Genomic DNA, 23,779 nt, shown 5'->3' on the forward strand with positions numbered 1-23,779 from the left:
TTTACTGGGCGCTCTTGGCGCTAGGCGGCATGGCGCCGCCAGCCGCCACGGCGGTGGCAGGCTTGGCCGCATTGGCCGCTGCACCCGGCTTCACCTTCTGCACGCCTTCGACGATCAGCAGGTCGCCCGCGTTCAGGCCGGACTTGACCAGCCACTTGTCGCCCATGGTGCCGCCGGTGACCAGCACGCGCTGCTCAACCTTGCCTTCCTTGTTCAGCACCAGCGCGGTCGCTTCGCCTTTGGCGTTGCGGGTTACGCCTTGCTGTGGCACGGCGATGGCCTGCTCGTTGACGCCCGACTCCACCACCGCGCGCACGAACATGCCAGGCAGCAGATCGTGCTTGGGGTTGGGGAACAGCGCGCGCAAGGTGACGTTGCCGGTGCCCGGATCGACCGTCACGTCGGAGAACTGCAACTTGCCGCTTTCCGCGTACTTGCTGCCGTCCGACAGCAGCAGCGTGACTTTGGCCTGGCCGCCGGCCTGCTTCAAACCGCCGTTTTCCAGCTCGCGCTTCAGGCGCAGCAGGTCTTCGCTCGATTGCGTGACGTCGACATAGATCGGATCCAGCTGCTGCACGGTGGTCAGCGCGCCGGTCTGGTTGGCGGTCACCAACGCGCCCGGCGTGACGGCCGAGCGGCTGATGCGGCCGCTGATCGGCGCGTCGACATGGGTGTATTTGAGGTTGATGGACGCCTGCTCCAACGCGGCGGCGGCCGATTCCACGTCGGCCTTGGCCTGCTCGTTGGCGGCGACGGCGTCGTCGTAGTCCTGGCGGCTCACGCCTTCGATCGCCACCAGGTCCTTGTAGCGCGCCACTTTCGGGCCGCTGGTCATCAGGTTGGCTTTGGCCTTGGCCAGCGCCGCCTTGGCCGAGTTGTAGGCCGCCTGGTAGCTGGCCGCGTCGATCTGGTACAGCGCCACGCCGGCCTTGACGTCGGCGCCTTCGACAAACAGGCGTTTTTGTATCAGTCCGCTGACCTGCGGGCGCACTTCGGCCACCTGGAAGGCGGCGGTGCGGCCCGGCAGTTCGGTCGTGATGTGCAGCGCTTCCGGCGCCACTTTAAAAACGCCCACTTCCGCCACCTGCATATGAGGTGCTTCGGTCGTGGTTTTGGAGCAGCCGGCGACGAGCACGGCTGCGGTGATCAGGGCTGCGGTCCTGCAGAAAAGAGCTTCCATGAGGGGACTTTCTGTATAAAAAATGTGCACAAGTGCGTAGAATGAACGATCATTCTAATTAAGTCAAGCGCGCTTTTTGTCCATGGCACGACAAAGCGTGGCGCGCGGCGGTGAATTTCTCTGGGGGAAAGAGGCGCGCGCGGCGCCCGGTGCTACAATGAATTTAATTTCTTTAAGTCATCTTTTTCGGCCCGCGCCATGACATCGCAGCCCACCCACCGCACGGCCCGGCCGCGCCTCACCACGCTGGTGACAGTGGGTGTGGCCGCGACGGTGCTGATGTCGGTGTTGTCGCTGCTGGTGCTGGTCGATCACTTCGCCATCGACTACGCCGAGCGCGAAGCGGGCCAGCGTTTGCAGCAGCTGTCCTGGCAGATGCGCGATTCGCTCAACCGCGTGGTGCAGAAGGCCACCGGCGACGTCCAGCTGCTGACCGAACTGCCGCAGATCCGCGACGCCAAGTCCCCCGCCGAAATCCGCCAGGTGCTGGAAAGCCTGCAAAAAACCTTCCCCGACTACGCCTGGATCGGCCTGGCCAATCCCGACGGCAGCGTCTACGCCGCCACCCAAGGCTTGCTCGAAGGCCAGGACGTCAGCATGCGCGCCTGGTTCAAGGGCGGCCGCGACAAGCTCTACGCCGGCGACTTCCACCCCGCCACCCTGCTCGGCAAAAAGCTGCCGTACAACGCCGACCCGTGGCGCTTCGTCGACGCGGCCGGCCCGGTGCGGCGTTCGGACGGCAGCTACCGCGGCGTGCTGTGCGTGCACATGAGCTGGAGCTGGGCGCGGCGCATGGTGCAGACCATCCTGGCGCCGGCCGACCAGCAATATTCGGCCGATATCTTCGTGGTGCGCGGCGACGGCACCGTGATGCTCGGCCCCAAGGGCACCGAGGAAAAAACCATCGACAGCACCAGCCTGGCGCTGTCGCAATCGGGCGTGCCGGGATCGCTGAAGGAAACCTGGGCCGACGGCCACAGCTACCTGACCGGCTTCTCCCGCACCGGCAAGCTCGACGATCCCGCCACGCTGACCTGGTCGGTGCTGGTGCGCCAGCCGGAGGACGTGGCGCTGGCCGGCGCGCGCGCGCTGGAACGCCAGATCCTGCTGCTGGGCGCGATCCTCGGCGTGGCCATGGCGCTGGCGGCGTCGGCGGCGGCGCGCCGGCTCACCAGTCCGCTCAACGCGCTCAGCAAGAACATCGAACAGCGCTCGGCCGCGCCGGCCGACACGCCGCCCGGCGCGCTGCCGCCGATCCCGCTGGTCGACAGCTTCCACGAGGCGCAAGTGCTGTCGCAGGCGCTGGCCGAGCTGGTGCACAACGAGCAGGGCCACCTGGGCACGCTGCGCGGCATGAACGAGAAGCTGGAATCGACCGTGGCCGAGCGCACCCGCGAGATCGCCCGCAAGGCGCTGCTGCTGGAACGCGCGCTGGCGCAGGAGCAAAGCACGCAGCGGCTGCTGCAGGAGCGCGCGGCCGAACTGCGCGCCATCCTGGACAACGCGCACGACGCCTTCATCGCCCTCGATCCGGGCGGCGTGGTGCTGGACTGGAACCGCCAGGCCGAAAAACTGTTCGGCTGGAGCCGCGCCGAAGTGATCGGCCAGCCGCTGGCGGCGATGGTGCTGCCGCCGCTGCTGCGCCGCGCCTACGAACGCGACATGCGCCAGCTGGCCGACAGCGGCGCCGACACCGTGCTCAACCGCCGCATCGAACTGACCCTGTGCAACCGCGCCGGCCAGGAGTTGCCGGTGGAGGTGTCGCTGGCCTATGTGCCGCGCAGCAGCGGCCACCTGTTCATCGCCTTCCTGCACGACATCAGCGAGCGCAAGTCGCTGTTCGAATCGATGGCGGCGATGGCGCTGCGCGACACGCTGACCGGCCTGCCCAACCGGCGCGCGCTGATGGCCGCATTGAACGAGGCGATCCAGCGCGCCAACCGCCTGCGCCACAGCTGCGCCGTGTTCTTCCTCGACCTCGACCGCTTCAAGCAGGTCAACGACCGCTTCGGCCACGAGGAAGGCGACGAACTGCTGCGCCAGTTCGCCGCGCGCGTGCAGCACATCGTGCGCAAGACCGACACCGTGGGCCGGCTGGCGGGCGACGAGTTCATCGTCATCCTGGAGAACCTGCACAGCGACGGCGCCGCGCAGGAAACCGCCGACAAGCTGCGGCCGGCGCTGCAGCAGCCGTTCCGCCTGAAGACCGCCACCGTCTCGCTGAGCGCCAGCATCGGCATCGCCATCCACCATCCGGACGACCCGCAGGATATCGAGATGCTGCTCGGCCGCGCGGACCGTGCGATGTACCTCGACAAGCAGCGCAGCGCGCAGCAGCGCCTGCAGGGCTGAACCGGCCGCGCACGTTTGCTATCGAAAATCCCGCTTTATCCATTTCAGGTAGTATCAGCCGAAACATCAGCCGCGCCCCTGCGACCGCGGCTCCAACTTTTCGGACAGCGCCCATGCAAGCACAAAACAGCGTCACTCATCTGTTTCTTTCGACCGGCGTGCCCGGCCTGGACGAAGTGCTGGCTGGTGGCCTGACGCGCGACCGGCTCTATCTGGTCGAAGGCGAACCGGGCACCGGCAAGACCACGCTGGCGCTGCAGTTCCTCAACGAGGGCGCGCGCCAGGGCGAACCGGTGCTCTACATCACGCTGGCCGAAACCGCCGTTGAGCTGCTGAGCGTGGCGCAGTCGCACGGCTGGACCATGAACGGCATCCACGTCGAAGAAATCCTGCCCAACGAGGACGTGCTCGATCCCGCGCAGCAGTACACCATCTTCCATCCGTCCGAAATCGAACTGGGCAGCACCATCCAGCGCATCGTCGCCGCCATCGAGCGCCACCAGCCGCGCCGCGTGGTGCTCGATTCGCTGTCGGAGCTGCAGCTGCTGGCGGAGAGCCCGCTGCGCTACCGGCGCCAGGTGCTCGCGCTCAAGCAGTACCTGAGCAGCCGAAGCTGCACCACCATCTTCCTCGACGACCGCACCGCCTTCAGCAGCGACCTGCAAGTGCGCAGCGTGGCGCACGCGGTGCTGACCTTGGAGCTGGCCGACCAGGCCTACGGCGCCGAGCGGCGCCGCCTGCGCGTGGTCAAGTACCGCGGCATCGCCTTCCGAGGCGGCGCCCACGACTACAAGATCATCAGCGGCGGGCTGCACATCTTCCCGCGCCTGGAGGCGGCCAGCACCCGCGTGGTCAGCGAACGGCGCCAGCTGTCGAGCGGCCTGCCGGCGCTGGACCAGCTGCTCGGCGGCGGCCTCGAAGAAGGCATGAGCACGCTGATCTCCGGTCCGCCGGGCACCGGCAAGTCGACGCTGGCGGCGCAGTTCGTGCACGCCGCCACCCAGCGCGGCGAGCCGTGCGCGATGTTCCTGTTCGAAGAGGCGCGCAACAATATGCTCAACCGCGCGGCCGGGATCGGCATGCAGCTGGCCGACGCGATCGACCGCAAGCTGCTGACGATCCAGCAGATCGACCCGGCCGAACTGGCGCCCGGCCAGTTCTCGCACGCGGTGATGCAGGCGGTCGAGCGCGGCGCGCGGGTGGTCGTCATCGACAGCCTGAACGGCTACCTGAACGCGGTGCCGGACGAGCGCTTCCTCACCGTCTACCTGCACGAGCTGCTCACCTACCTGGGCCAGCGCGGCGTGGTCAGCATCGTGGTCGGCGTCCAGCAGGGCATGTTGGGCAGCGGCATGACCACCACGATCGACGCCAGCTATATCGCCGACAACGTCATCATGCTGCGCTACTTCGAAGCCATGGGCGAGGTGCGGCAGGCGATCTCCGTGTTCAAGAAACGCGGCAGCGCGCACGAGCGCACCATCCGCCGCTTCCAGATCGGCCGGGACGGCATCCACGTCGGTCCGGTGCTGAACGACTTCCACGGCATCCTGACCGGCGTGCCCACCTACAATGGAACGCTGGCCGCCGGCGGCGCTCCGCCGGCCGTCTGACGCCGATGGAAACGCGCATCCTGATCTACGCGCCAACCGGCCAGGACGCCACGCTGGCGGCCAAGGTGATGGCGGTGGCGTCCATCAACAGCCACGTCTGCCGCACGCTGGCGGAGCTGGCGGCGCAGCTGGAGCGCGGCGCGGGCGCGGTGCTGACGGTGGAGGAAGCGCTGGCGCCGGGCGGCTACAAGCTGCTGCAGGAATACGTGGCGCGCCAGCCCGACTGGTCCGACCTGCCCATCATCCTGCTGACCCATCGCGGCGCCGATTCGCCGACGGTGCGCCAGGCCGTGGCCGGCCTGGGCAACCTGAACCTGATCGAGCGGCCGGTGCGCACGCTGACGCTGATCACCGCCCTGCACGCCACGCTGCGCGCGCGCAGCAAGCAGTACCAGGTGCGCGAGGCGGCGCGCCGCAAGGACGAATTCCTGGCCAGCCTGGGCCACGAGCTGCGCAACCCGCTGGCGCCGATCCGCACCTCGGTCTCGCTGCTCACCCATATGTATCCGGACGCGCAGCCGGTGGCGCGCATCCGCGACATGGTGGAGCGCCAGGTGCGGCTGTTGACGCGGCTGGTCGACGACCTGCTGGACGTGGCCCGCATCACCAGCGGCAAGGTCACGCTGCAGCGCCAGCAGGTGAGCCTGGCCGCCGTGATGAACCACGTCGGCGAGCTGTGCCTGCAAGCGGCGGACGCCAAGCGCATCGCCATCGCCTGGCAGCTGCCGGCCGAGGACGTCATGCTGGACGCCGACTATGCGCGCCTGGTGCAAATCGTCGCCAACATCCTGTCGAACGCGGTCAAGTTCACGCCGCAGGGCGGCCAGGTGGCGGTCAGCGCGGCCTGCCATGACGACGAGCTGCTGGTGACGGTGCGCGACAACGGCATCGGCCTCGACGCCGAATCGATCGCCCGCATCTTCCGCATGTTCGAGCAGAGCAAGACCGTGGCCGGCCAGTTCTCCAGCGGCCTGGGCATCGGCCTGAGCCTGGCCCGCCGCTTCGCCGAGATGCACGGCGGCTCGGTGGAAGCGAGCAGCGGCGGGCCCGGCCAGGGCAGCGAATTCGCGATCCGCCTGCCGGTGCTGGGCGGCGCCGAGCGCGACCCGGCCCTGCCGTCGGCCGCCTGCGAGCTTGACGGCCGCAGGTTGCAGGTGCTGGTGGTGGACGACAACCAGGACGCCGCCGATTCGCTGGCGGCGCTGCTGGAGATCGACGGCTTCGACGCGCACGCCGTGTACGACGGCGCCAGCGCCATCGCCGCCAGCGCCGAGCATCCGCCGGACCTGATCATCCTCGACCTCGGCATGCCCGGCATGGACGGCTACGAAACCGCGCGCGCGATCCGCCAGCGCCCGGGAGCCGACAACATCCTGATGATCGCGCTGACCGGCTGGGGCCAGGGCGACGCCCGCCGCCGCTCCGGCGAGGCGGGCTTCGATCATCACCTGGTCAAGCCGGTGGAGCTGGACCAGATCGTGCGCCTGGCCGGCGCGCGCCAGAACCGCGAGCAGGTGCAGGCGGCTCGTTGAACTGCGCGCCAAGCAGGGAGTCCGCTCACAGCGGCTTGATGTTGATGGTCGCGCCTTGCAGGTAGAAGGCGTTGGTGCCTTCGAAGCCGGAATCGGCGCCCAGCGCGATCCAGAAGCGGCCGTCCTTGTCGGTGGTCACTTCGATCGCCTCGCTCGACTTGCGGGTGGTGCTGACCCACTTGCCGCCGGCGCAGTCCAGGCCCGCGACGCCCTGCGTGCCGAGCACCTTACCCTGCGTGCCGGAGACCGCCTGGTTGCCACGGTCCAGGTTCATGCGGAAATGGCCGCCCGGCTGTTCCACCGTATTGATGTTGTAGTAGTTGGCCGCCACCACCATCCATACGCTCTCGCCGCGCGAGCCGCCGACGCCCATGCAGCCGGTGGCCGCATCGGTGGCGTAGCGCATCTCGAAGGTCACCGCATACTTGGTGGTCGGGATGAAGCCTTCCAGCTGGCGCGTGGCGTAGGTCAGTACGTCGTCGCTGTTGTTGTGCGAAACCAGGTAGTAGCCCTTGCCGCTCAGCGGCGCCGGCAAGTCCTTCCAGCCGGAAGCCACCTCGGTCGGCCGGTCCTTGTCGGTGTAGTCGGCGACGTCGGCCCGCCAGCCGTCGATACCGGTGTTGAAATCGATCGTCACCGTGGACGCCACCGGCGTGCCCTTGTCCGGCAGCTTGTAGGGGTTGGGAAAGATTTCGCCGCCACCGCCGCAAGCGGCCAGCGTCAGGACGCCGGTGGCGGACAGCACGGCAATCAGATATTTTTGTATGGTCATGGTTTTCCCTAGAGTGTGCGACGCCTTGGTAAGGCGTCGACACTTAGTTTAAAGAAAACCTGTATTTTTTTGCAATAACTTTGTAACAACCAGTAAGTGGCATTTACTTCCAATCGCCACGCAGCGCCAGCACGCGCTCCTGCAAGCCTTCCGGTGTCACGTCCTGCGGCGGCACCGGCACGCCGACCGCCAGCGCCAGCCGCGAACGCAGGCCGGTGCGGAAGGCGCGCTCGAACACGTTGGCGCCGCTGCGGCTCAGCAGATGGCCCCACAGCCCGCGCAGCGCCATCGGGATCACCGGCACCTTGGTGCGCTCGACGATCTTGGACACGCCGCCCTTGAACTCATTGATCTCGCCGGTGCTGGTCAGGCGGCCTTCCGGGAAGATGCATACCAGGTCGCCCTCGTGCAGCGCCTGGGCGATGTCGACATAGGCCTTCTCCATCAGCCACGGGTCTTCCTTGGCCGGCGCGATCGGAATCGCGCGCGCGGTGCGGAAGATCCAGCCCAGCAGCGGCAGCTTGAAGATGCGGTGGTCCATCACGAAACGAATCGGCCGCGGGCTGGCCGCGCCGATGACGATGGCGTCGACATAGCTGACGTGGTTACACACCAGCACCGCCGCGCCTTCGGCCGGGATGCGCTCGGCGTCGATCAGGCGCACGCGGTGCACGGTGTGGATCAGCATCCAGGCCAGGAAGCGCATCAGGAATTCCGGCACCAGCGAGAAGATGTAGACCGCCACCACCGCGTTCAGCGCGGCCGTCACCAGGAACAGCTGCGGAATGGTGAAGCCCTGCCCCAGCAGCACGATGGCCAGGCCGGCGGCGGCCACCATGAACAGCGCGTTGAGGATGTTCATGCCGGCGATGGTGCGCGACATGTGCTCGGGGTCGCAGCGGGTCTGGATCAGCGCGAACAGCGGCACGATGAAGAAGCCGCCGAACATGCCGATCAACAGCACGTCGCACAGGATGCGCCACATGCCATGCTGCACCATGATGGCGAAGGCGTCCAGGTGCGGGCCGGCGGCCAGCGCGGCGGCGCCGGCGCTGAAGCCCTGGCTGGAAAAATACAGGTCGGCGCCGAACACCGACAGGCCGATCGAGCCGAACGGCACCAGGCCGATCTCCACCTTGCGGCCGGACAGGCGCTCACACAGCAGCGAGCCGCTGCCCACGCCCAGCGAGAACACCGTCAGCAGCAGCACGAACACGCTGTGGTCGCCGTGCAGGTAATCCTTGGCGTACACCGGGAACTGCGCCAGCACCAGCGCGCCGTAGAACCAGAACCACGAGTTGCCCAGCATGGACAGGAACACCACCCGGTTCTTGCGCGAGAAATTGATGTTGCGGAACGATTCGCCGATGAAGTTCCAGCTCACCTTCAGCTCCGGCGCCGGGGCCGGAGCCAGCGGGATGCGGTAGCTGGCGATCAGACCGAGCAGCGCCACGGCGATGGTGGCGATCGCTTCGAAGGCGATGCCGTTGGGCTTTTGCACCACCAGCACCGCGCCCAGGATCTCGCCCAGCAGGATGCCGACGAACGTGCCCATCTCGGTCACGCCGTTGCCGCCGATCAGTTCCTCGGGCTTGAGCTGCTGCGGCAGGTAGGCGTATTTGACCGGGCCGAACAGGGTCGAGTGGACGCCCATGCCGACCACGGCGGTGACCAGCAGCCACAGGGTGTGCGTCATCCAGCCGAGGCCGGCGATACACATGATGGCCACCTCCAGCCATTTGACGAAGCGGGTCAGGCCGGACTTTTCGAACTTGTCGGCCAGTTGGCCGGCGGTGGCCGAGAACAGCACGTAGGGCAGGATGAACAGGCCGGGAATCAGGTTGGTGACCAGCGATGGCGACAGCGTGGTCCAGCTGAGCGCGTCGAAGGTCAGCATCACCACCAGCGCGGTCTTGAACAGATTGTCATTGAACGCGCCGAGGAACTGGGTCCAGAAAAACGGCGCGAAGCGGCGTTGCGACAACAGGGAAAACTGATTGGGCTGGCTCATGTCTGCGGCATCCGTTCTGATGGGTGTTACGGAAAGGTTGAACGGATTATAACCCCATGCCGTGCTATCCAAACATGCCAGAAAGCAACAAGCTAGCGCCAGATCAATCCAGCCATGCGCTCAGGATGTCTTCCGCCCCGCTGCTGGCCAGCGCGCCGGCGGCACGCGCAGTCGGGCCTCGGATCACGGTGGCGCGGTCAAGGATCTCCTCAGCATCAGGAATCAGGTGTCGGCGCTGAAGGCCGTGCAGGAAAGTCGATGTCGACAGGATCAGGACGTTATCGGGAATGCGTACCAAGAAATTTGTTTTGCGGACATCCGAGTCTTCAAACAGCAGCAGACCGGCATCGATGCCGGCCGCCAGCTCACGGGCCAAAATTTCGGCCGCCGCCATCTCGCCGCGATTGCGCGTGCGCAGGGCCGGGTTCAGCGCCAGCAAAGCAGAAAACTCGGCATACTCCTCTGTGTCGCCGATTTCCACGGTGTCGCGATTGAGATCCAGCCACGCAAGAAGCTCCTGCGCGCCCGGCTTGGCGACGTGGCGCGTGACCTCGAACCGCACCATGTCAGGGATGACGACACGTACTCCCAACAAGGTCAGCGTGTCGAGCGCATCGGCCACCGCCAGCGTAATGAGCGGACCGGCATCCGTCACGATTAAGGCGATGTTCATCCGAACACCCGTTCAAACAGATTGCGCTGCGCTTCGTTGAAGTGCTCGCTCGTATCGACGCGCGGCAATGGCAAGCCATGACGGGCCAGCTCATCCAGTATCTCGCCGAACCAAAGCCCGCTGGACTGCTCCAGTTCGCGGCGACTTATCCGGCCTTCCGAATAGGCAGCCAGCAACTGCTCTAGTTGCGGGCGGACAGCATCAGCAACGACTGCGGTTTCCATGATGAATCTCGCGTTGAAGTCACGGCTTGACTATACACCGAATGGGTTTATGCCTGCGGAATGAAGATGGCGATGCGCGTGCCGGCGCCGATGGCGGTGCTGATGTCGATGCGGCCGTCGAAGGCGGCCACCCGCTCGCGCATGCCGACGATGCCGATGCCGGGCGAGGCCAGCGCCGCGTCGTAGCCGCTGCCGTTGTCGGCGATCTCCATGCGCAGCCCTGTCCCGTTCAGCGACAGGCTCACCGTCACCTGCGTGGCGCGCGCGTGCTTGGCGATGTTGGACAAGGCTTCCTGCATGATGCGGTAGGCCGAGATGCCGATGCCGCTTTCCAGCTGCGCGAACTGGCCGTCCGCGCGGAAGGCGTAGCGGCAGCCGGCATGCGCACGATCGTAATGGCGCACCATCTCCTCCACTGCGCCGTCCAGGCCCAGCATGTCCAGCACTTCGGGACGCAGGCGCCGCACCAGCGTGCGGCCGCTGTTGTAGAGGCCCAGCGCCAGCTTGATGATGGACTGCGCGCGCTCGCGCACCTCGCCCGGTTCGCTGACGTCGACGATGCGCTGCGCTTCCAAGCGCGCGGCGATTAGCGTGGCGTTGAGTTCATCATGGATCTCCAGCGCGATGCTCTTGCGCTCATCCTCGACGGCGGTGTTGACCTTGCGGATCAGGCGGCGCTTTTCAGCGTCGGCCGCGCGCAGCGCCTGCATCGACGCCTGCAACGATGCGTTCAAGCCGGTCGACAGCTGCCACGCCAGCAGCGCGCAGGCCATCAGGCCCAGGCTGGCCACCAGCAGCTCGACATAAAAACGGTGCGTCTGCTTGACCAGCAGCGCCGACGGCGACATCGTCACCCGCACATAACCCATCGTCTCGACCGCCACGCTGCTGGCGCCGGCCGGCTTGTCCTTCAGGTAGGGCTTGCCGTCGGCGGCCAGCATGGTCACAAACATCAGCCGCTTGAGCACCGGCGCCTCGTAGTAGCGGGCGTCCGGCTGGCCCGGCGCGTGCGCGGAGGCCTGCACCAGCTCATGCCGTTGCGCGTCCAGCACTTCGATGCGGTAGATGCTGGCATCCGAGCGCAGCAGGCCGTTGATGGTCAGCCGCAGGTCATCATAGCGGCCCGACAGCAGGCTGAATTCGCTGCTCTCGGCCAGCACCTTGGCCACCAGCGGGCCGCGCTCGGCCATCTCCTCGCGCACTTCGGACAGCCGCGAATGGTAGGCGTACCAGACGAAGGTGCTGAACATATAGGCCAGCGGGATGACGGTAACGCACAGCAGCCGCGCGCGCACGCTCCAGTGGCGCCAGAAATCGAGCCTCATCGCAAGGCGCATCCGCCTACGGCTCGATCAGGCCGTGCTTGACGGCCAGCCGCGTGATGTAGGCCGGCCGGTGCACGCCCAGCTTTTCCTTCACCGCCTGGCTGATGTTGCTGATGGTTTTGGTGGAGACGTCGAGCTTCTCGGCGATCTCCGCGTTGGTCAGGCCTTCGGCCATCAGCGTGAAGATCTCCAGCGCGCGCTCGTCCAGCTGCGACTGCGGCGAAGCGTCGCCGCGCACCGACAGGTTGGCCAGCCGCTCGGCGATCTGCGGCAGGAAGTACAACTCGCCGTCATGCGCGCGCCGCACCGCCGCCGCCAGGTCGGCCGGATCGCAGTCCTTGGTCATGAAGGCGCGGCCGCCGAGACGGTAGGTTTCCTTGATCAGGCTGTCCTGGTCGAACTGGCTGAGGAAGACGATGGCGGCGTCCGGCGCCTGCGCCAGGATCTGCTTGGCCACGTCCAGTCCGGTCAACTGCTCGCCGAAGCGGATATCCAGCACCGCCACATCCGGCTTGAGCTGCCGGTACTGCTCCAGCGCCTCTTCCGGCGTGCGCGCCTGTCCCACCACGTGCAACCCCTGCCCTTCGAGCGACATCGCGAAGCCTGTCATCACGATGGGATGATCGTCCGCCAGCAAGACCTGTATCTTCTTCACTACCACCTCCTGGAATATTTGCTACCCGATGATGGAAGCATACCACACCACGACAACGCAAAATATTCCGCAAATTTCCTTTTATTTTGCTATTACATGGAATAGTATACTTCCAACACATAGCAAAACCCACCACCACCAAGGAGCAACTATGCATCAGAAAAAGAATCTCACCGGTCTCACCGTCGTGGCCCTGTTGCACGTGGCGCTGCTGGCGGCCTTTCTGCACGGCTCCAAGCTGACGGTGTTCAGGGTGAAGGAATCGGTGATCGACCTGACGCCGGCCGCGCCCGTGCCGCCGCCACCGAAAGTGATGCCGCCCGACGTGCCGCTGCCCAAGCTGGCGCCGCCGGACATCTTCGTGCCGCAGGTGGAAACGCCGGTGCTGCCGTCCAACCCGCCGCCGGTGACGGCGCGGCCGCTGACGGACCAGCCGCCGTCCCAGCCGGCCCAGCCGGGGATCGCCGAACCGGGCGCGAAGACGGTGGTGAAAGCGGCGCCGCAGCTGGTGGCGGCGGTGGTGGACGCCAAGGCCTGCGCCAAGCCGGACTATCCCAAGTCCGCGCTGCGCAACGGCGATACCGGCATCGTCACGCTGGCACTGCTGATCGGCACAGACGGCCGGGTGGCCGATTCGAAGGTGGAGAAATCCAGCGGCTTCCGGGAACTGGACCGCGCGGCCCAGACCGGCCTGGGCCTGTGCAAATTCAAGCCCGGCACCGTGGACGGCGTGCCGCAGCAATCCTGGACCAGAATGCAGTACGTGTGGAGCCTGGATGAGTAAGCTGGTTTAAGACAACTTGCTTAAATAAGTATCAAAGCGTATAATATTGCTCCCGCGAAACGGAACATCTGGCAAGGGCCGATGGTTCCGTTTCGCGCTTTTAGTCACTTCAGGAATAAAAACAATGAAACAAATCACCATCTTTGCAATGATCGCAGCGCTGGCCGCTCCACTGGCAGTTCAGGCTGAAGGCTACTACGTCGGCGGCAACATCGGCCGTGCAGAACAAAAAGCAGACGTCGGCTCGGCATCGTTCAAAGAAAGCACGACCGCTTACAAACTGGTTGGCGGCTACAACTACAACAAAAACGTCGGCGCCGAAATCGGCTACGCGGACCTGCGCGAAGTGTCGGTATCCGGCAATGGCGCAAAGGTCAGCTCGAAGCCATCGGCTTTCTACGTCGCCGCCACCGGCACCCTGCCGCTGAACGAGCAGTTCTCGGTATTCGGCAAACTGGGCGTTGCACGCGCCCACGAAAAACTGAGCGCCACCTACACCAAGGTCAGCGAGTCCGCCACCGAAAACCGCACCACCCCATACATCAGCGTTGGCGCAGCGTTCTTGCTGAACCAGCAGGTGAGCTTCGTTGCTGAATACGAAAACTTCGGCAAGATCGCCAAAGACGGTTCGGCCAACATCAAGGCTGACATGTTCTCGGTCGGCGTGCGCTACAGCTTCTAAACCAACGCCCTGTACCAAGCAGAAAAGCCGGCTGATGCCGGCTTTTTTTATTGCCTTCTCCAGAGTGCGACCACCCCGGAAGAACCACGTACAATAACGGTCCCGCTCCACGCGCCATGCCGACTACCCGTGTCCAACCATTTTTCCCGCCTGCTGCTGGTCCTCTGCCTGATGCTGCCGGGTCCTTGCGCCGCGGCCCAGGATGCACCGCCTGCCCCGATACGCTTCCTGCTGACCTTCGACGATGGCCCGGCCGCCGCCGACAGCAACAATCCGACCGTGCATATCCTCGAAACGCTGGCCAGCAACCCGCTGCAGGACAACATCAAGGCGGTCTTCTTCACCCAGACCCGCGCCTGGCATGGCGGTGGCACGGCGGTCGGCCGCACCCTGATACGGCGCGAATACGACGAAGGCCATGTGGTCGCGCTGCACAGCGCCACCACCTTCCATTCGAACCACCGCCTCATGAACCGCGCGGCGCTGGACGAATCGATGCAGCGCGGCGTCGACGACCTGATCGCCACCACCGGCGTCGCGCCCAAGCTGGTGCGGCCGCCGTTCTGGGCCTACGATGCGGGTACGCTGGAGTCCTACCACCAGCACGGCATGCGCATGCTGCTGACCGACCTGAGTGCCAACGACGGCAAGATCTACGGAGTCAACTTCAGCTGGCACAAACGCTCCAATATGCTCACGCATCTGGCCGAAACCCGCAAACGCTGGGCCGCCGGCGCCATGCCCTCGGTCGACGGCAGCACGCCGGTGGTGGTCACCTTCCACGACGTGAACACCTACACCTCGCGCCACATCCAGGAGTATCTGGAGATCCTGCTCGACGTCGCCCGTGAACTCGACGTGCCGCTGGCCGCCAAGCCGTTCTACGACGAGCGCGCGGAGCTGGAACGCGCGGCGCTGGCCCGCACCGTCGACGATGCCGGCACAGATCAACCCCTGCCGGGTCTATGGAATTGGCTGTGGCGATGACGGCAGCGTAACGAGCTCCATCCGTGGCGCCGCCGCCAGCGGCAAGGCGCTGTACAACACCACCGACAATTCATCGTGCGGCACATCGCGGCGATGCCCATGTGCCGTCCCGCCCAGCTTGAAGCGCGCTTCCTTACCGCTCCACAAACTGTAAAAGCCGGCCACGCGCTGCGCCTCGTCCAACGCCTGCAAACGCGCCCACTGCGCCATCTCGTCCGCATCGAAAGCCTGCGCCGCCAATGCCGCCAGATCGCGCCGCGGATCGCGCATTTCGATATCCAGTCCTAGCGCCGTCTGTGCGCTCACGGCGCACGCCACCCAGCGGCCGCTGTGCGCGATGCTGAAGCCGGGCACGCGGCCGCGTACCTTGGGCGCCTTCAGCACCGGCGCCCCGCCGGGAATGTCTTCCAGCTCGATATCGCGCGGCGCCACGCCCAGCAAGGAGCCCAGCGCCATGCGCAACAACACCCGCCCCGCAACGAACTGGCGCTGCCGCTGCGCGCGGACGAAGCGCCGGTAGCGCGCCATCTCGCTCGCCGACAGCCATTCCAGCACATCCCCGTCCGCCATGGCGTCGGCGTCGGTCATCCAGAGGGTGGCCGCGACGCCCATGCTACCTGGCGTACCGCTTGAAAATCAGTGACGTGTTGATGCCGCCGAAAGCGAAGTTATTCGACATCACGTACTCGCATTCCAACCGGCGCCCTTCGCCGGCGATGTAGTCCAGCGGCGCGCACGCCGGATCGATCGCATCCAGGTTGATGGTCGGCGCAAACCAGCCCTCGCGCATCATCTCGATGCTGATCCAGGCTTCCAGCGCGCCGCAGGCGCCCAGCGTGTGGCCCATGTAGCTCTTGAGGGAACTGATAGGCGTGGCGCCGCCGAACACCGCCAGCGTCGCCTGCGACTCGGCGATATCGCCCTGGTGCGTGCCGGTGCCGTGCGCATTGATGTAGCCGATGTCCGACGGCTGCAACCCGGCGTCCTGCAAGGCCAGCTGCATCGCCTTCTGCATGGTGGCCGCATTCGGCTGGGTGACATGGCAGCCATCGCTGTTGGTGCCGAAGCCGACCAGCTCCGCGTGAATCACCGCGCCGCGCGCCTGCGCATGCGCCAGGTCCTCCAGGATCAGGCAGCCGGCACCCTCGCCGATCACCAGCCCATCGCGGCCTCCATCGAACGGCCTTGGCGTGGTGTGGCCGGCGTCGTTGCGGGTGCTGGTGGCGAACAGGGTGTCGAACACCGCCGCCTCGGTGGCGCACAGCTCCTCGGCGCCGCCGGCCACCATCGCCAGCTGCTTGCCGCCGCGGATAGCCTCGTAGGCGTAACCGATGCCCTGGCTGCCGGAGGTACAGGCGCTGGACGTGGTGATCACGCGGCCGGTGATGCCGAAGAAGACGCCGATATTCACCGGCGCCGTATGCGCCATCATCTTGATGTACGTGGTGGCATTGATGCCCTTGGTGGTGCGCTCCTCCATCATGCGGCCGAAGTCGCCGATGGCGCTCGGCGTGCCGGCCGACGAGCCGAAGGACACGCCCATGTCGCCGCTCTTGAGCAGCGGGTGCTCCAGCAGGCCGGCGTCGGCCAGCGCCAGTTCGCTGGCGCGCGTGGCCATCAGGGCGACCCGGCCCATGCTGCGGATCGCCTTGCGGTGATAGCGTTCGTTCAGTTCGAACGGCGCGGCCGGCGCGCCCAGGCGCGTGTTCAGGCCTTCGTAGTCTTCCCAGTCCGCCATGCGCACCACGGCGTTGCGGTACTGGCCCAGACGCTCGCGTATCGTGGCCCAGTCGTTGCCGATCGGAGTAATGCCAGCCATGCCGGTGACGGCGACGCGGCGGCTCATGCCAGGCCGCCGTTGACGGAGATGACCTGGCGCGTGATGTAGCCCGCCTCTTCGCCGATCAGGAAGCTGACGGCAGCGGCCACCTCCTCCGGCTTGCCGACGCGGCGCGCCGGTATCATCTTCAGCGCTTCCTCCATCGGCACCTCGCTGGTCATGTCGGTTTCGATCAAGCCCGGCGCCACGCAGTTGACGGTGATGGCGCGCTTGGCCAGTTCCAGTGCCAGCGCCTTGGTGGCGCCGATGATGCCGGCCTTGGCCGCGCTGTAGTTGACCTGGCCGCGATTGCCGATCAATCCCGATACCGACGCCAGCGTGACGATGCGGCCCGGCTTGCGGCGCTGGACCAGCGGCATCACCAGCGGATTGAGCACGTTGTAGAAGCCGTCCAGGTTTGTCTTCAGCACGATGTCCCAGTCCTCGCCGGACATCGCCGGGAAGGCGTTGTCGCGCGCGACGCCGGCATTGCACACCACGCCGTAGTAGCAGCCATGCTGCCCGATGTCCGCTTCCAATGCGGCGGCGGTGGCGGCGCGGTCGCCGATATCGAACTGCAGCACGCGCACCGCGCGGCCCATTTCGGCGATCTGCTGCGCGACCGCGTCGGCCTCGGCGCGCTGGCTGCGGCAATGCAGCACCAGGTCGTAGCCGTCGCGCGCGAGGCGCAGCGCAATCGCCTTACCGATGCCGCGCGACGATCCCGTCACCAGCACGCTCATGGACTTATTCTGATTCATACTACGTTTCCATCTTCGAGAAATTGTTTGACATTAGCGGGCTGGTACACCGTCACCGTGGCCGTCGCCACGCCACTTGCACCGTCGGCGACATCGATGCGGCAGTCGAACGCACCCAGGCCGTTTTCACCTTGCAGCACCCGGTGCACATGCACCCGCAGCACGCTGCCCGTGGCGAACAGCGGCACGCCGCAGGCATACTTGCGCGATCCGAGCAGCAAACCCACCTTGACCGCCTCGCTGCGCTGCCAGGCCACCCAGCCGGCGTGCGCGGCGATCGCCTGCGCCATGTATTCGATGCCGACCCAGGCGCCGACGCCGCCCTCCCCCGCCAGCGTGCTGCCTGCGTGGATGGTCACCTCGGCGCACAGGTTGTCGCTGTCCGCGCTCAGCACCCGGTCGAGCAGCAGCATCGTGCCGGAATGCGGCACCAGTTCGCGCACGTCCGGCATCGTCATGCGGTCCTCCCCAGCAGCAGCGCCGCATTGGAGCCGCCGAACGCGAATGAGCTGCTCAACACATGACGCAAGGGACGGCCCAGCGCCGCGCCGGGCGCCACCAGGTTCAGCGCCGGCAGCGCCGGATCGGCCGCGCCGTCCCACAGGTGCGGCGGCAAGCGGCCTTGCGGGTTATCGTCCTGCATGGCGAGCCAGCACAAGGCCGCCTCGATCGCGGCCGCCGCGCCCAGCGTGTGGCCGGTGAAGGGCTTGGTGGAACTGACCGCCACCTCGTGGCCGAACAAGGCCGCGATCGCGCCCGACTCCATCGCGTCGTTCTGACGCGTCGCCGTGCCGTGCATGTTGATGTAGTCGATCTGCGCCGCCGCCACGCCGGCCCTTTCCAGCGCCTGCGTCATCGCCAGCCGCGCGCCCACGCCGGCGGGATCGGGGGCCGACATGTGATGGCCGTCCGACGATTCGCCCCAGCCCAGCAAGGCAACCGTGGCCGGCCCGGCGGCATCGCCGCTCATCAGGAACAAGGCAGCGCCCTCGCCGATGTTGATGCCGTCGCGGTTGGCGCTCATCGGATTGCACTGCGCCGCGCTGACCGACTCCAGCGCGGCGAAGCCGGCCACCGTGAAGGCGCACAACGAATCGACACCGCCGGTCACCACCGCGTCGCACAAGCCCATTTTGATCAGGCGCGCGGCACCGGCCATGGCCTTGGCGCTCGACGAGCAGGCGCTGGAATGCACATAGGCCGGACCGGCCAGGCCCAGCTCCCACGCCAGCATCTCGGCGAGCGATCCCATCTCCTGCTGGCCGTAGTCGAAGTCCGACGGCAGCGCGCCGACGGCCGCATGGCCGGCCAAGGCCCGCTCCGCCTCGCCTATGCCGGAGGTGCTGGTGCCGAGCACCACGCCGACACGACCGGCGCCGTAACGCGCGATCGCGGCATCCACTTGGGGACGGATCTGCGCCAACGCCGCCAAAGCCAGCGCGTTGTTGCGGCTGCGCTGGCGCTGCGGCAGATGCGCCATGGACGGCAGTTCCGCCTGCACGCGGCCCAGCGGCAGCTGGCGGCCCGGCGAACAGCTATCGGTGGCCGCCAGCCCGGTTTCGCCCGCGTACAGGCGCGCCTTCACCTGCGCCGGGCTGTCGCCCATTGCGCAGATAATGCCGCAAGCGTTCAGATAAAATTTCAACATACGTCGGTCTCAGTCGGTAGGCGCCGCAAACTGTATTGTCAGCTTATAGTGATATCGTAAATTGTCCAGCACCACGGTGCCGCTCCAGCGCGGCGTGCCGCTGTAGGAGATCTGCATGATGGGTTGATCGTCCAGGAATAGCGTGCGGTGCGCGCCCTGCTCGGCGACGCGCCAGCCCGGCGGCAGCGCGGCGGCGATCGCCTCGGCCGGCCACAGGGTCAGCTGCATGTCCTCCAGCACGTCCTCGGGGCGCACCTGCGACGGCAGCATCACGTGCCGCCACGAGGTCAGCTCCTTGCCGTCGTAATGCAGCGTCAGCACGCGCTGGCTGAAAGCCAGGCCGACGACGTCGATCGCGTCCGGCTCCACCTGCAGCGCGACGTCCAGATCATCGGTGCGGCCGTTGCGCTCGACCTTCAAGTGCTGTTGCACGCTGATCGAAGTACCCAGCGCCGCCGGCGCCAGCTTCAAACCCAGGCGGGCCTGTGGCGGCGGCGTGGTGGCGCAGGCGGCCAGCAGCAGCCCCGCCAGCAACGGCGCGCAACCTCGCATCAACCCTGCGCGCATACCGCCTCCAGTGCCGCCAGGCGGCGCGACGTCTCCTTGACGAACGGATTGCTCAAGTCCCAGGCGTAGCCGGCCAGGATGGCTGAAATCATGCGTTTCACCCCCGGCTGTTGATTCTCATGGAAGATGATGGTCTGGAAGCCGCCGGCATACCATGACTCGACAAAGGCGCGGAACGTATCCACACCCTTGCGCAGCGGCGCGCCGAAGTCTGCCTGCCAGTCGACCTGCTCGCCGGCGAACTGGCGTTCCAGCACCGCGGCGGCCAGGCTGGCCGACTTGAAGGCGATGGTCACGCCCGACGAGAATACCGGGTCGAGGAACTCGCCTGCATTGCCCAGCAAGGCATAGCCCTCGCCCCACAGCTTGTCGACGTTGGCCGAGTAGCCGACGATCTGGCGCGCCGGCGTGTCCCACTTGGCATGGGCCAGCAACGCAGACAGCGACGGCTCCTCCGCCACGATCGCTTGCAGGCGCTCGGTGGCGCTGCCCTGGTAGCGGTCGAGGAAGCTGGTCTCCGCAACCACGCCCAGCGAACAGCGGCCGCCGGCAAACGGAATGGTCCAGAACCAGACGTCGCAATGCTGGGGATGCACGGTGACGCGTATCTTGGTGCGGTCGAAATCGCCGACCTGGATACCGTCTTCAATGTGCGTGAAGATCGCGCCGCGCACCGGGAAGTTGGACGGGGTTTCCAATTTCAGGAGGCGCGGCAGGACGCGGCCAAAACCGCTGGCGTCCAGTATGAAACCGGCGCGAACCTGATACTGCTCGCCATCCGCCCGCTTGACCGTGACCAGGGCGGGGACTCCTTTCGTGCCCAGTTCGATATTCAGCACTTCATGACGATAACGCACCTCGGCGCCGAAACGCTCCGCTTCCCTGGCCAGAATATGATCGAAGTCGGCGCGCTGCACCTGGTAGGTGGTGCCCCATCCGGCCGAATGCTTGTCGCGGAAATCGAAATCGGTATAGCGGCCGTTGCGCATGAACGCCGCGCCGTTCTTGAACTGAAAGCCCGCTTCGACCACGGCCTGCAGCATGCCCGCCTGCTCCAGATAGGCCATGCTTTGCGGTAGCAGGCTCTCACCGATGGAGAACCGCGGGAACTGTTCGCGTTCGAGCACCAACACCTGGCGCCCCTGCTGGCGCAGCAGCGCGGCGGCCACCGCTCCCGCGGGGCCGGCGCCGACAATCAGGATTTCAACGGTTTCGATATTCATTGCGTCAGTCATAGTTGCTTTCGTTGGCGTAGCCAAAACAGGGAACAATCAACCAGACCAGGGCGGTCCCCAGCAGCATCGTCAGGCCGAACGCCTGCAATGCCGGTGTAGAACTCAGTCCCAGCAGACCGAAGGACAAAATCGTATTCGCCGCAGACATGCCGACCGCCAGCCACGGCGTGCGGTCGCTGCGGTCGGGATGCTCTTGCATGAAGATGCCGTAGTCGACGCCAACGCCCAGCAGCAGCATCAGCGCCAGCACGTGGAACAGTTGCAGGTTCTGCGACGCCATGCCGAGCAAGGCCAGCGTGGCGATGCTGGCCAGCGCGGTCGGCGCCAGCACGCGCCAGGTCCGACGGCGGTAGCGCGGGAGCAGCAGAGCAAACACCACCGCGTAGGCGCCCAGCACCACCCAGCTCATATACTCGCGATAGCGGCCCAGCACCGACGAAATCTCGGCCACTTTGTCGACCCACTGCACGCCCTGCAATCCGTCGGCGGCCTGCAGCACCTGCGGCACGGCGGCGCCGGACAGGCCGCGCAAGGCGACGATGCTGGCGTACACGCCCTTGACGTCGCCCAGCCATAGATGGCGCCACGGCTCGCTGGCGGGAGTCTTCAGGAAATCGTCCAGCGTCAGCGGCGCTGCGGCGCTGCGCAAGCCGGCGGTGGTGGCGGCGACCCATTGCGCGTCCTCGCCGGTTTGCGCGGCGATCGCGTGCAGCGGACCGTCCGCCGCCAGCAGTTTGTCTTCGATCAGCTGGCGGCGCGCGGCCTGCGTGCGTGCGGACGGCACCCAGTTGGACATCGCCTGGTAGCCGGAGATGCGGTGCGCCGCCACCATCGGGTCCAGCCGCGCCTTCAGCGCCTCCTCGCGTTGCAGCACCGTCTCGGCGGAATCGCCGCGCACCAGGAAGTACTGCACCGGCGTCGGCGCGTCCAGCAGCTTGCTCAACTTGATCTGGTCGGCGATCAGGTGCTTGGGTGGATTTTGCAGCAGGCGGATGTCGTCGTTGGCGCCCAGTCGGCTGACGCCATAGCCAGCCGCCAGCGCGAACGCCACGGCGGCCAGCAGCGTGGCGCGGTTCATGCGCAGCAGCGGCCAACGCTGCAAGGCCGCGCCGTAGACACGTACCAGCGCCCCGCTCTTCAGCGTGCGGCCGCCGATCAGCGCCGGGAACCAGCACACCACCGTCAGCCAGGCGAACACCAGGCCGAGCGCGGAAAACACCGCCATCTGGCGCAGGCCGGGGAACGGCGTCAGCGCCAGTCCCATGTAGCCGATCACCGCCGCCAGCAAGGTCAGGCCCAGGCCCGGCAGCAGGCGTTTCAACAATGCCGGCGACGCCAGTTTTTCGTCGGCCGCGAGGCGGTTACACAGGAAATAGATGCCGTAGTCCTGCGCCACGCCGATCAGGCTCGCGCCGAACACCAATGTCATCAGGTGGACCCGGCCGAACAGCAGCCAGCACACCGACAGCGCGCCGAGGCAGCCGATGCCGATCGACAGCAGGATCAGCGAAATCGGCTTGAACGAGTGGAAGGCAAACCACATCAGCAGCACGATGCCCAGCAGCGAGCCGATGCCGATGGTCGACACCTCGCCGCTGGCCTGGGCGCTGGCGTTTGCCGCGTGCAGGATCACGCCGGCCTGTATCAGTTCAACTTGCGGCATCGCCTTGCGGGCGGCGTCGCCGGCCTGCTTCAGCAACGGCAGCACGGTTTCCTGCGCCGTCATCGACAACGCCGGCACTTTCAGCGTCAACGGCAGCAGCACGTACTGGCGCTGCCCGTCGGCGACGTACAGGTGGCCATCGCGCGGGCGCACCGGCGTTTCCTGCGCGCGCTCCTGCAGCCAGCCGGAGAACAGGCCGAACGGATCGTCCCGCCACGAACCCAGGTTCGGGCCGCCGAACGGGGCATACAGTTTTGCCAGCGCCGCTTCGAGCCAGAACTGCGACGGCTGCGCGCGCAACTGCGCCTCCTGCTGCGCCGTCATCAGCGTCAATCGATGGCGCTGGAACAGGGACAGCCAGTCGTTCTGCGTCTGTTCGTTGATCGGCGTCGCCTCGAAAATATCCTTGCGGGCGGCCAGCACCGCGCTGTAGGCATCCGCCGCGCGCCGGGCGTCCTGCCAGTCGTCCGCGCCGACCAGCACCACCACCCGCTGCTGCGCCGCATCGACCATATGGCTGAACGATTGCTGCAACACGGGATCGCGCTCCTGCACCGGCAGCAGTGCCATGATGTCGGTATCCGGCGCGATGCGCTGCACCAGCCACAGATAGGCGTTATGCCCCAGCAGCAGGCAGACCACCAGGGCCCACAGCAGCGCAAGTTGGCGGGTACGGCTCAAAACAGCGCCGCCTCTTCCTTGGTCATCGCGGCTTCACCGGCCTGGATCGCCGAGAACACAATGGTCGTACGGTCGCCGGCGGCGTCGCCCATGACGATGGTCTTGACGTAGGCGCCGCCATCGAGCTTGATGGTGCCGATCGCCTTCTCCAACCCTGGCTGGCGCGGCTTGAGCATGACGTTCCAGCTGCTGGCGTCAACCGTGCCGTCCACCTCGAACAGCGTCTCCAGCTGTCCCAGGTCGCCGGACAGCAGCGAGAACAGCACGTTGTTGATCATGCGGACGGTCGGCTCGGTCTTGGCGTCCAGGCGCATCGCCACGCGGTCGCCCTGGTAGTTGACGATTTCGTCGCGCGTCAGGCGCAGCGTGCTGGGGAAAGGCTGCAAGGTGCGCCACAACACGCCCTTGCCGGCGACGACGCAGAAGCGGCCGTTGGCGGCCAGCGGCTTCTTCATGCCGGCCAGTTGCTTGCTCTGGTCGAAGCGGCCGCACATCACCGGCGGCTTGGCAAGCATGGCCTGGATCTTCGCCACCGGCGCAGCGGCGTGGGCCTGGCCCAGGGCAGCCAGCGCGGCCGCCAGCAATATCGATTTCATTATCGGTTTAATCATCGGC

General features: G+C 66.5%; 22 protein-coding genes. 6 read left to right on the forward strand and 16 right to left on the reverse strand.

Annotated elements, in window-relative coordinates; translation table 11 throughout:
• Position 1 precedes the first annotated feature (1 nt).
• The gene (locus V6M89_RS13730) at positions 2–1,180 is read right to left on the reverse strand and encodes an efflux RND transporter periplasmic adaptor subunit (protein WP_332853690.1); all 1,179 of its coding nucleotides are present in this window, start codon (positions 1,178–1,180) and stop codon (positions 2–4) included.
• 198 nt (positions 1,181–1,378) lie between these two features.
• On the opposite strand from V6M89_RS13730, the gene V6M89_RS13735 reads away from it, so the two are divergent.
• The 3 genes from V6M89_RS13735 (at position 1,379) to V6M89_RS13745 (ending at position 6,677) form a co-directional block, all read left to right on the forward strand.
• Positions 1,379–3,532: a diguanylate cyclase domain-containing protein gene (locus V6M89_RS13735; RefSeq protein ID WP_332853691.1), complete on the forward strand. Its 2,154-nt coding sequence runs from the start codon at positions 1,379–1,381 to the stop codon at positions 3,530–3,532.
• A 113-nt stretch (positions 3,533–3,645) separates the two neighbouring features.
• Positions 3,646–5,145, forward strand: coding sequence for an ATPase domain-containing protein (locus tag V6M89_RS13740; RefSeq protein WP_332853692.1), 1,500 nt, complete (start codon positions 3,646–3,648; stop codon positions 5,143–5,145).
• Between the two features lie 5 nt (positions 5,146–5,150).
• Complete coding sequence (locus V6M89_RS13745) at positions 5,151–6,677, forward strand: hybrid sensor histidine kinase/response regulator (RefSeq protein WP_332853693.1); 1,527 nt, start codon at positions 5,151–5,153, stop codon at positions 6,675–6,677.
• Between the two features lie 25 nt (positions 6,678–6,702).
• On the opposite strand, the gene V6M89_RS13750 is transcribed toward V6M89_RS13745, so the two are convergent.
• The 6 genes from V6M89_RS13750 to V6M89_RS13775 all read right to left on the reverse strand — a co-directional run bounded on the left by V6M89_RS13750 (position 6,703) and on the right by V6M89_RS13775 (position 12,337).
• Positions 6,703–7,449, reverse strand: a complete 747-nt coding sequence (locus tag V6M89_RS13750; RefSeq protein WP_332853694.1) for a hypothetical protein — start codon at positions 7,447–7,449, stop codon at positions 6,703–6,705.
• Between the two features lie 103 nt (positions 7,450–7,552).
• Positions 7,553–9,460, reverse strand: coding sequence for an MFS transporter (locus tag V6M89_RS13755; RefSeq protein WP_332853695.1), 1,908 nt, complete (start codon positions 9,458–9,460; stop codon positions 7,553–7,555).
• A gap of 103 nt (positions 9,461–9,563) precedes the next feature.
• Positions 9,564–10,133, reverse strand: coding sequence for a hypothetical protein (locus V6M89_RS13760; protein ID WP_332853696.1), 570 nt, complete (start codon positions 10,131–10,133; stop codon positions 9,564–9,566).
• Positions 10,130–10,357 (reverse strand): hypothetical protein, encoded by a 228-nt coding sequence (locus V6M89_RS13765; protein ID WP_332853697.1) that lies wholly within the window; start codon positions 10,355–10,357, stop codon positions 10,130–10,132. The genes V6M89_RS13760 and V6M89_RS13765 overlap by 4 nt, the downstream gene beginning before the upstream one ends.
• Before the next feature lie 47 nt (positions 10,358–10,404).
• The gene (locus V6M89_RS13770) at positions 10,405–11,682 is read right to left on the reverse strand and encodes a sensor histidine kinase (RefSeq protein WP_332853698.1); all 1,278 of its coding nucleotides are present in this window, start codon (positions 11,680–11,682) and stop codon (positions 10,405–10,407) included.
• A 16-nt stretch (positions 11,683–11,698) separates the two neighbouring features.
• Positions 11,699–12,337: a response regulator transcription factor gene (locus tag V6M89_RS13775; protein ID WP_332853699.1), complete on the reverse strand. Its 639-nt coding sequence runs from the start codon at positions 12,335–12,337 to the stop codon at positions 11,699–11,701.
• Positions 12,338–12,488: 151 nt separating this feature from the next.
• Here V6M89_RS13775 and V6M89_RS13780 point away from each other — a divergent pair, with 151 nt between their 5' ends.
• The 3 genes from V6M89_RS13780 (at position 12,489) to V6M89_RS13790 (ending at position 14,790) form a co-directional block, all read left to right on the forward strand.
• Positions 12,489–13,121, forward strand: a complete 633-nt coding sequence (locus V6M89_RS13780; RefSeq protein WP_332853700.1) for an energy transducer TonB — start codon at positions 12,489–12,491, stop codon at positions 13,119–13,121.
• A gap of 124 nt (positions 13,122–13,245) precedes the next feature.
• The gene (locus V6M89_RS13785; RefSeq protein WP_332853701.1) at positions 13,246–13,803 is read left to right on the forward strand and encodes an outer membrane beta-barrel protein; all 558 of its coding nucleotides are present in this window, start codon (positions 13,246–13,248) and stop codon (positions 13,801–13,803) included.
• Between the two features lie 129 nt (positions 13,804–13,932).
• Positions 13,933–14,790 (forward strand): polysaccharide deacetylase family protein, encoded by an 858-nt coding sequence (locus tag V6M89_RS13790; protein WP_332853702.1) that lies wholly within the window; start codon positions 13,933–13,935, stop codon positions 14,788–14,790.
• Here the strand turns inward: V6M89_RS13790 and V6M89_RS13795 are convergent.
• From V6M89_RS13795 to V6M89_RS13835, 9 genes are read right to left on the reverse strand one after another with little or no spacing between them, the layout of a single operon-like run.
• Positions 14,767–15,402, reverse strand: a complete 636-nt coding sequence (locus V6M89_RS13795) for a 4'-phosphopantetheinyl transferase family protein (protein ID WP_332853703.1) — start codon at positions 15,400–15,402, stop codon at positions 14,767–14,769. The genes V6M89_RS13790 and V6M89_RS13795 overlap by 24 nt on opposite strands.
• A 1-nt stretch (position 15,403) precedes the next feature.
• Positions 15,404–16,636 carry a beta-ketoacyl-ACP synthase gene (locus tag V6M89_RS13800; RefSeq protein WP_332853704.1) on the reverse strand — a complete coding sequence of 411 codons (1,233 nt, stop codon included), beginning with the start codon at positions 16,634–16,636 and terminating at the stop codon, positions 15,404–15,406.
• A complete protein-coding gene (gene fabG, locus V6M89_RS13805) occupies positions 16,633–17,370 on the reverse strand; it encodes a 3-oxoacyl-ACP reductase FabG (RefSeq protein ID WP_332853705.1) in 738 nt (245 codons plus the stop codon). The genes V6M89_RS13800 and fabG overlap by 4 nt, the downstream gene beginning before the upstream one ends.
• Complete coding sequence (locus V6M89_RS13810) at positions 17,367–17,828, reverse strand: hotdog family protein (protein ID WP_332853706.1); 462 nt, start codon at positions 17,826–17,828, stop codon at positions 17,367–17,369. Before V6M89_RS13810 ends, fabG begins: the two co-directional genes overlap by 4 nt.
• On the reverse strand, positions 17,825–19,018 hold the full coding sequence (locus tag V6M89_RS13815; protein ID WP_332853707.1) for a beta-ketoacyl-ACP synthase: 1,194 nt from the start codon (positions 19,016–19,018) through the stop codon (positions 17,825–17,827). Before V6M89_RS13815 ends, V6M89_RS13810 begins: the two co-directional genes overlap by 4 nt.
• A 9-nt stretch (positions 19,019–19,027) precedes the next feature.
• Complete coding sequence (locus V6M89_RS13820; RefSeq protein ID WP_332853708.1) at positions 19,028–19,585, reverse strand: DUF3261 domain-containing protein; 558 nt, start codon at positions 19,583–19,585, stop codon at positions 19,028–19,030.
• Positions 19,570–20,808 (reverse strand): NAD(P)/FAD-dependent oxidoreductase, encoded by a 1,239-nt coding sequence (locus tag V6M89_RS13825; RefSeq protein ID WP_442881975.1) that lies wholly within the window; start codon positions 20,806–20,808, stop codon positions 19,570–19,572. The genes V6M89_RS13820 and V6M89_RS13825 overlap by 16 nt, the downstream gene beginning before the upstream one ends.
• A 4-nt stretch (positions 20,809–20,812) precedes the next feature.
• Positions 20,813–23,164, reverse strand: a complete 2,352-nt coding sequence (locus V6M89_RS13830) for an MMPL family transporter (protein WP_332853710.1) — start codon at positions 23,162–23,164, stop codon at positions 20,813–20,815.
• Positions 23,161–23,760, reverse strand: a complete 600-nt coding sequence (locus V6M89_RS13835; protein ID WP_332853711.1) for an outer membrane lipoprotein carrier protein LolA — start codon at positions 23,758–23,760, stop codon at positions 23,161–23,163. Before V6M89_RS13835 ends, V6M89_RS13830 begins: the two co-directional genes overlap by 4 nt.
• Positions 23,761–23,779 lie beyond the last annotated feature (19 nt).

It is taken from the genome of Duganella sp. S19_KUP01_CR8, assembly GCF_036688705.1.
Lineage (GTDB): Bacteria > Pseudomonadota > Gammaproteobacteria > Burkholderiales > Burkholderiaceae_D > Rugamonas.

Bases quoted from the DNA above. Each gene is read 5' to 3' on its own strand.
- V6M89_RS13730 (WP_332853690.1), bottom strand. From the start codon at position 1,180: ATGGAAGCTCTTTTCTGCAGGACCGCAGCCCTGATCACCGCAGCCGTG.
- V6M89_RS13735 (WP_332853691.1), top strand. From the start codon at position 1,379: ATGACATCGCAGCCCACCCACCGCACGGCCCGGCCGCGCCTCACCACG.
- V6M89_RS13740 (WP_332853692.1), top strand. From the start codon at position 3,646: ATGCAAGCACAAAACAGCGTCACTCATCTGTTTCTTTCGACCGGCGTG.
- V6M89_RS13745 (WP_332853693.1), top strand. From the start codon at position 5,151: ATGGAAACGCGCATCCTGATCTACGCGCCAACCGGCCAGGACGCCACG.
- V6M89_RS13750 (WP_332853694.1), bottom strand. From the start codon at position 7,449: ATGACCATACAAAAATATCTGATTGCCGTGCTGTCCGCCACCGGCGTC.
- V6M89_RS13755 (WP_332853695.1), bottom strand. From the start codon at position 9,460: ATGAGCCAGCCCAATCAGTTTTCCCTGTTGTCGCAACGCCGCTTCGCG.
- V6M89_RS13760 (WP_332853696.1), bottom strand. From the start codon at position 10,133: ATGAACATCGCCTTAATCGTGACGGATGCCGGTCCGCTCATTACGCTG.
- V6M89_RS13765 (WP_332853697.1), bottom strand. From the start codon at position 10,357: ATGGAAACCGCAGTCGTTGCTGATGCTGTCCGCCCGCAACTAGAGCAG.
- V6M89_RS13770 (WP_332853698.1), bottom strand. From the start codon at position 11,682: ATGAGGCTCGATTTCTGGCGCCACTGGAGCGTGCGCGCGCGGCTGCTG.
- V6M89_RS13780 (WP_332853700.1), top strand. From the start codon at position 12,489: ATGCATCAGAAAAAGAATCTCACCGGTCTCACCGTCGTGGCCCTGTTG.
- V6M89_RS13785 (WP_332853701.1), top strand. From the start codon at position 13,246: ATGAAACAAATCACCATCTTTGCAATGATCGCAGCGCTGGCCGCTCCA.
- V6M89_RS13795 (WP_332853703.1), bottom strand. From the start codon at position 15,402: ATGGGCGTCGCGGCCACCCTCTGGATGACCGACGCCGACGCCATGGCG.
- V6M89_RS13800 (WP_332853704.1), bottom strand. From the start codon at position 16,636: ATGAGCCGCCGCGTCGCCGTCACCGGCATGGCTGGCATTACTCCGATC.
- fabG (WP_332853705.1), bottom strand. From the start codon at position 17,370: ATGAATCAGAATAAGTCCATGAGCGTGCTGGTGACGGGATCGTCGCGC.
- V6M89_RS13810 (WP_332853706.1), bottom strand. From the start codon at position 17,828: ATGACGATGCCGGACGTGCGCGAACTGGTGCCGCATTCCGGCACGATG.
- V6M89_RS13815 (WP_332853707.1), bottom strand. From the start codon at position 19,018: ATGTTGAAATTTTATCTGAACGCTTGCGGCATTATCTGCGCAATGGGC.
- V6M89_RS13820 (WP_332853708.1), bottom strand. From the start codon at position 19,585: ATGCGCGCAGGGTTGATGCGAGGTTGCGCGCCGTTGCTGGCGGGGCTG.
- V6M89_RS13825 (WP_442881975.1), bottom strand. From the start codon at position 20,808: ATGAATATCGAAACCGTTGAAATCCTGATTGTCGGCGCCGGCCCCGCG.
- V6M89_RS13835 (WP_332853711.1), bottom strand. From the start codon at position 23,760: ATGAAATCGATATTGCTGGCGGCCGCGCTGGCTGCCCTGGGCCAGGCC.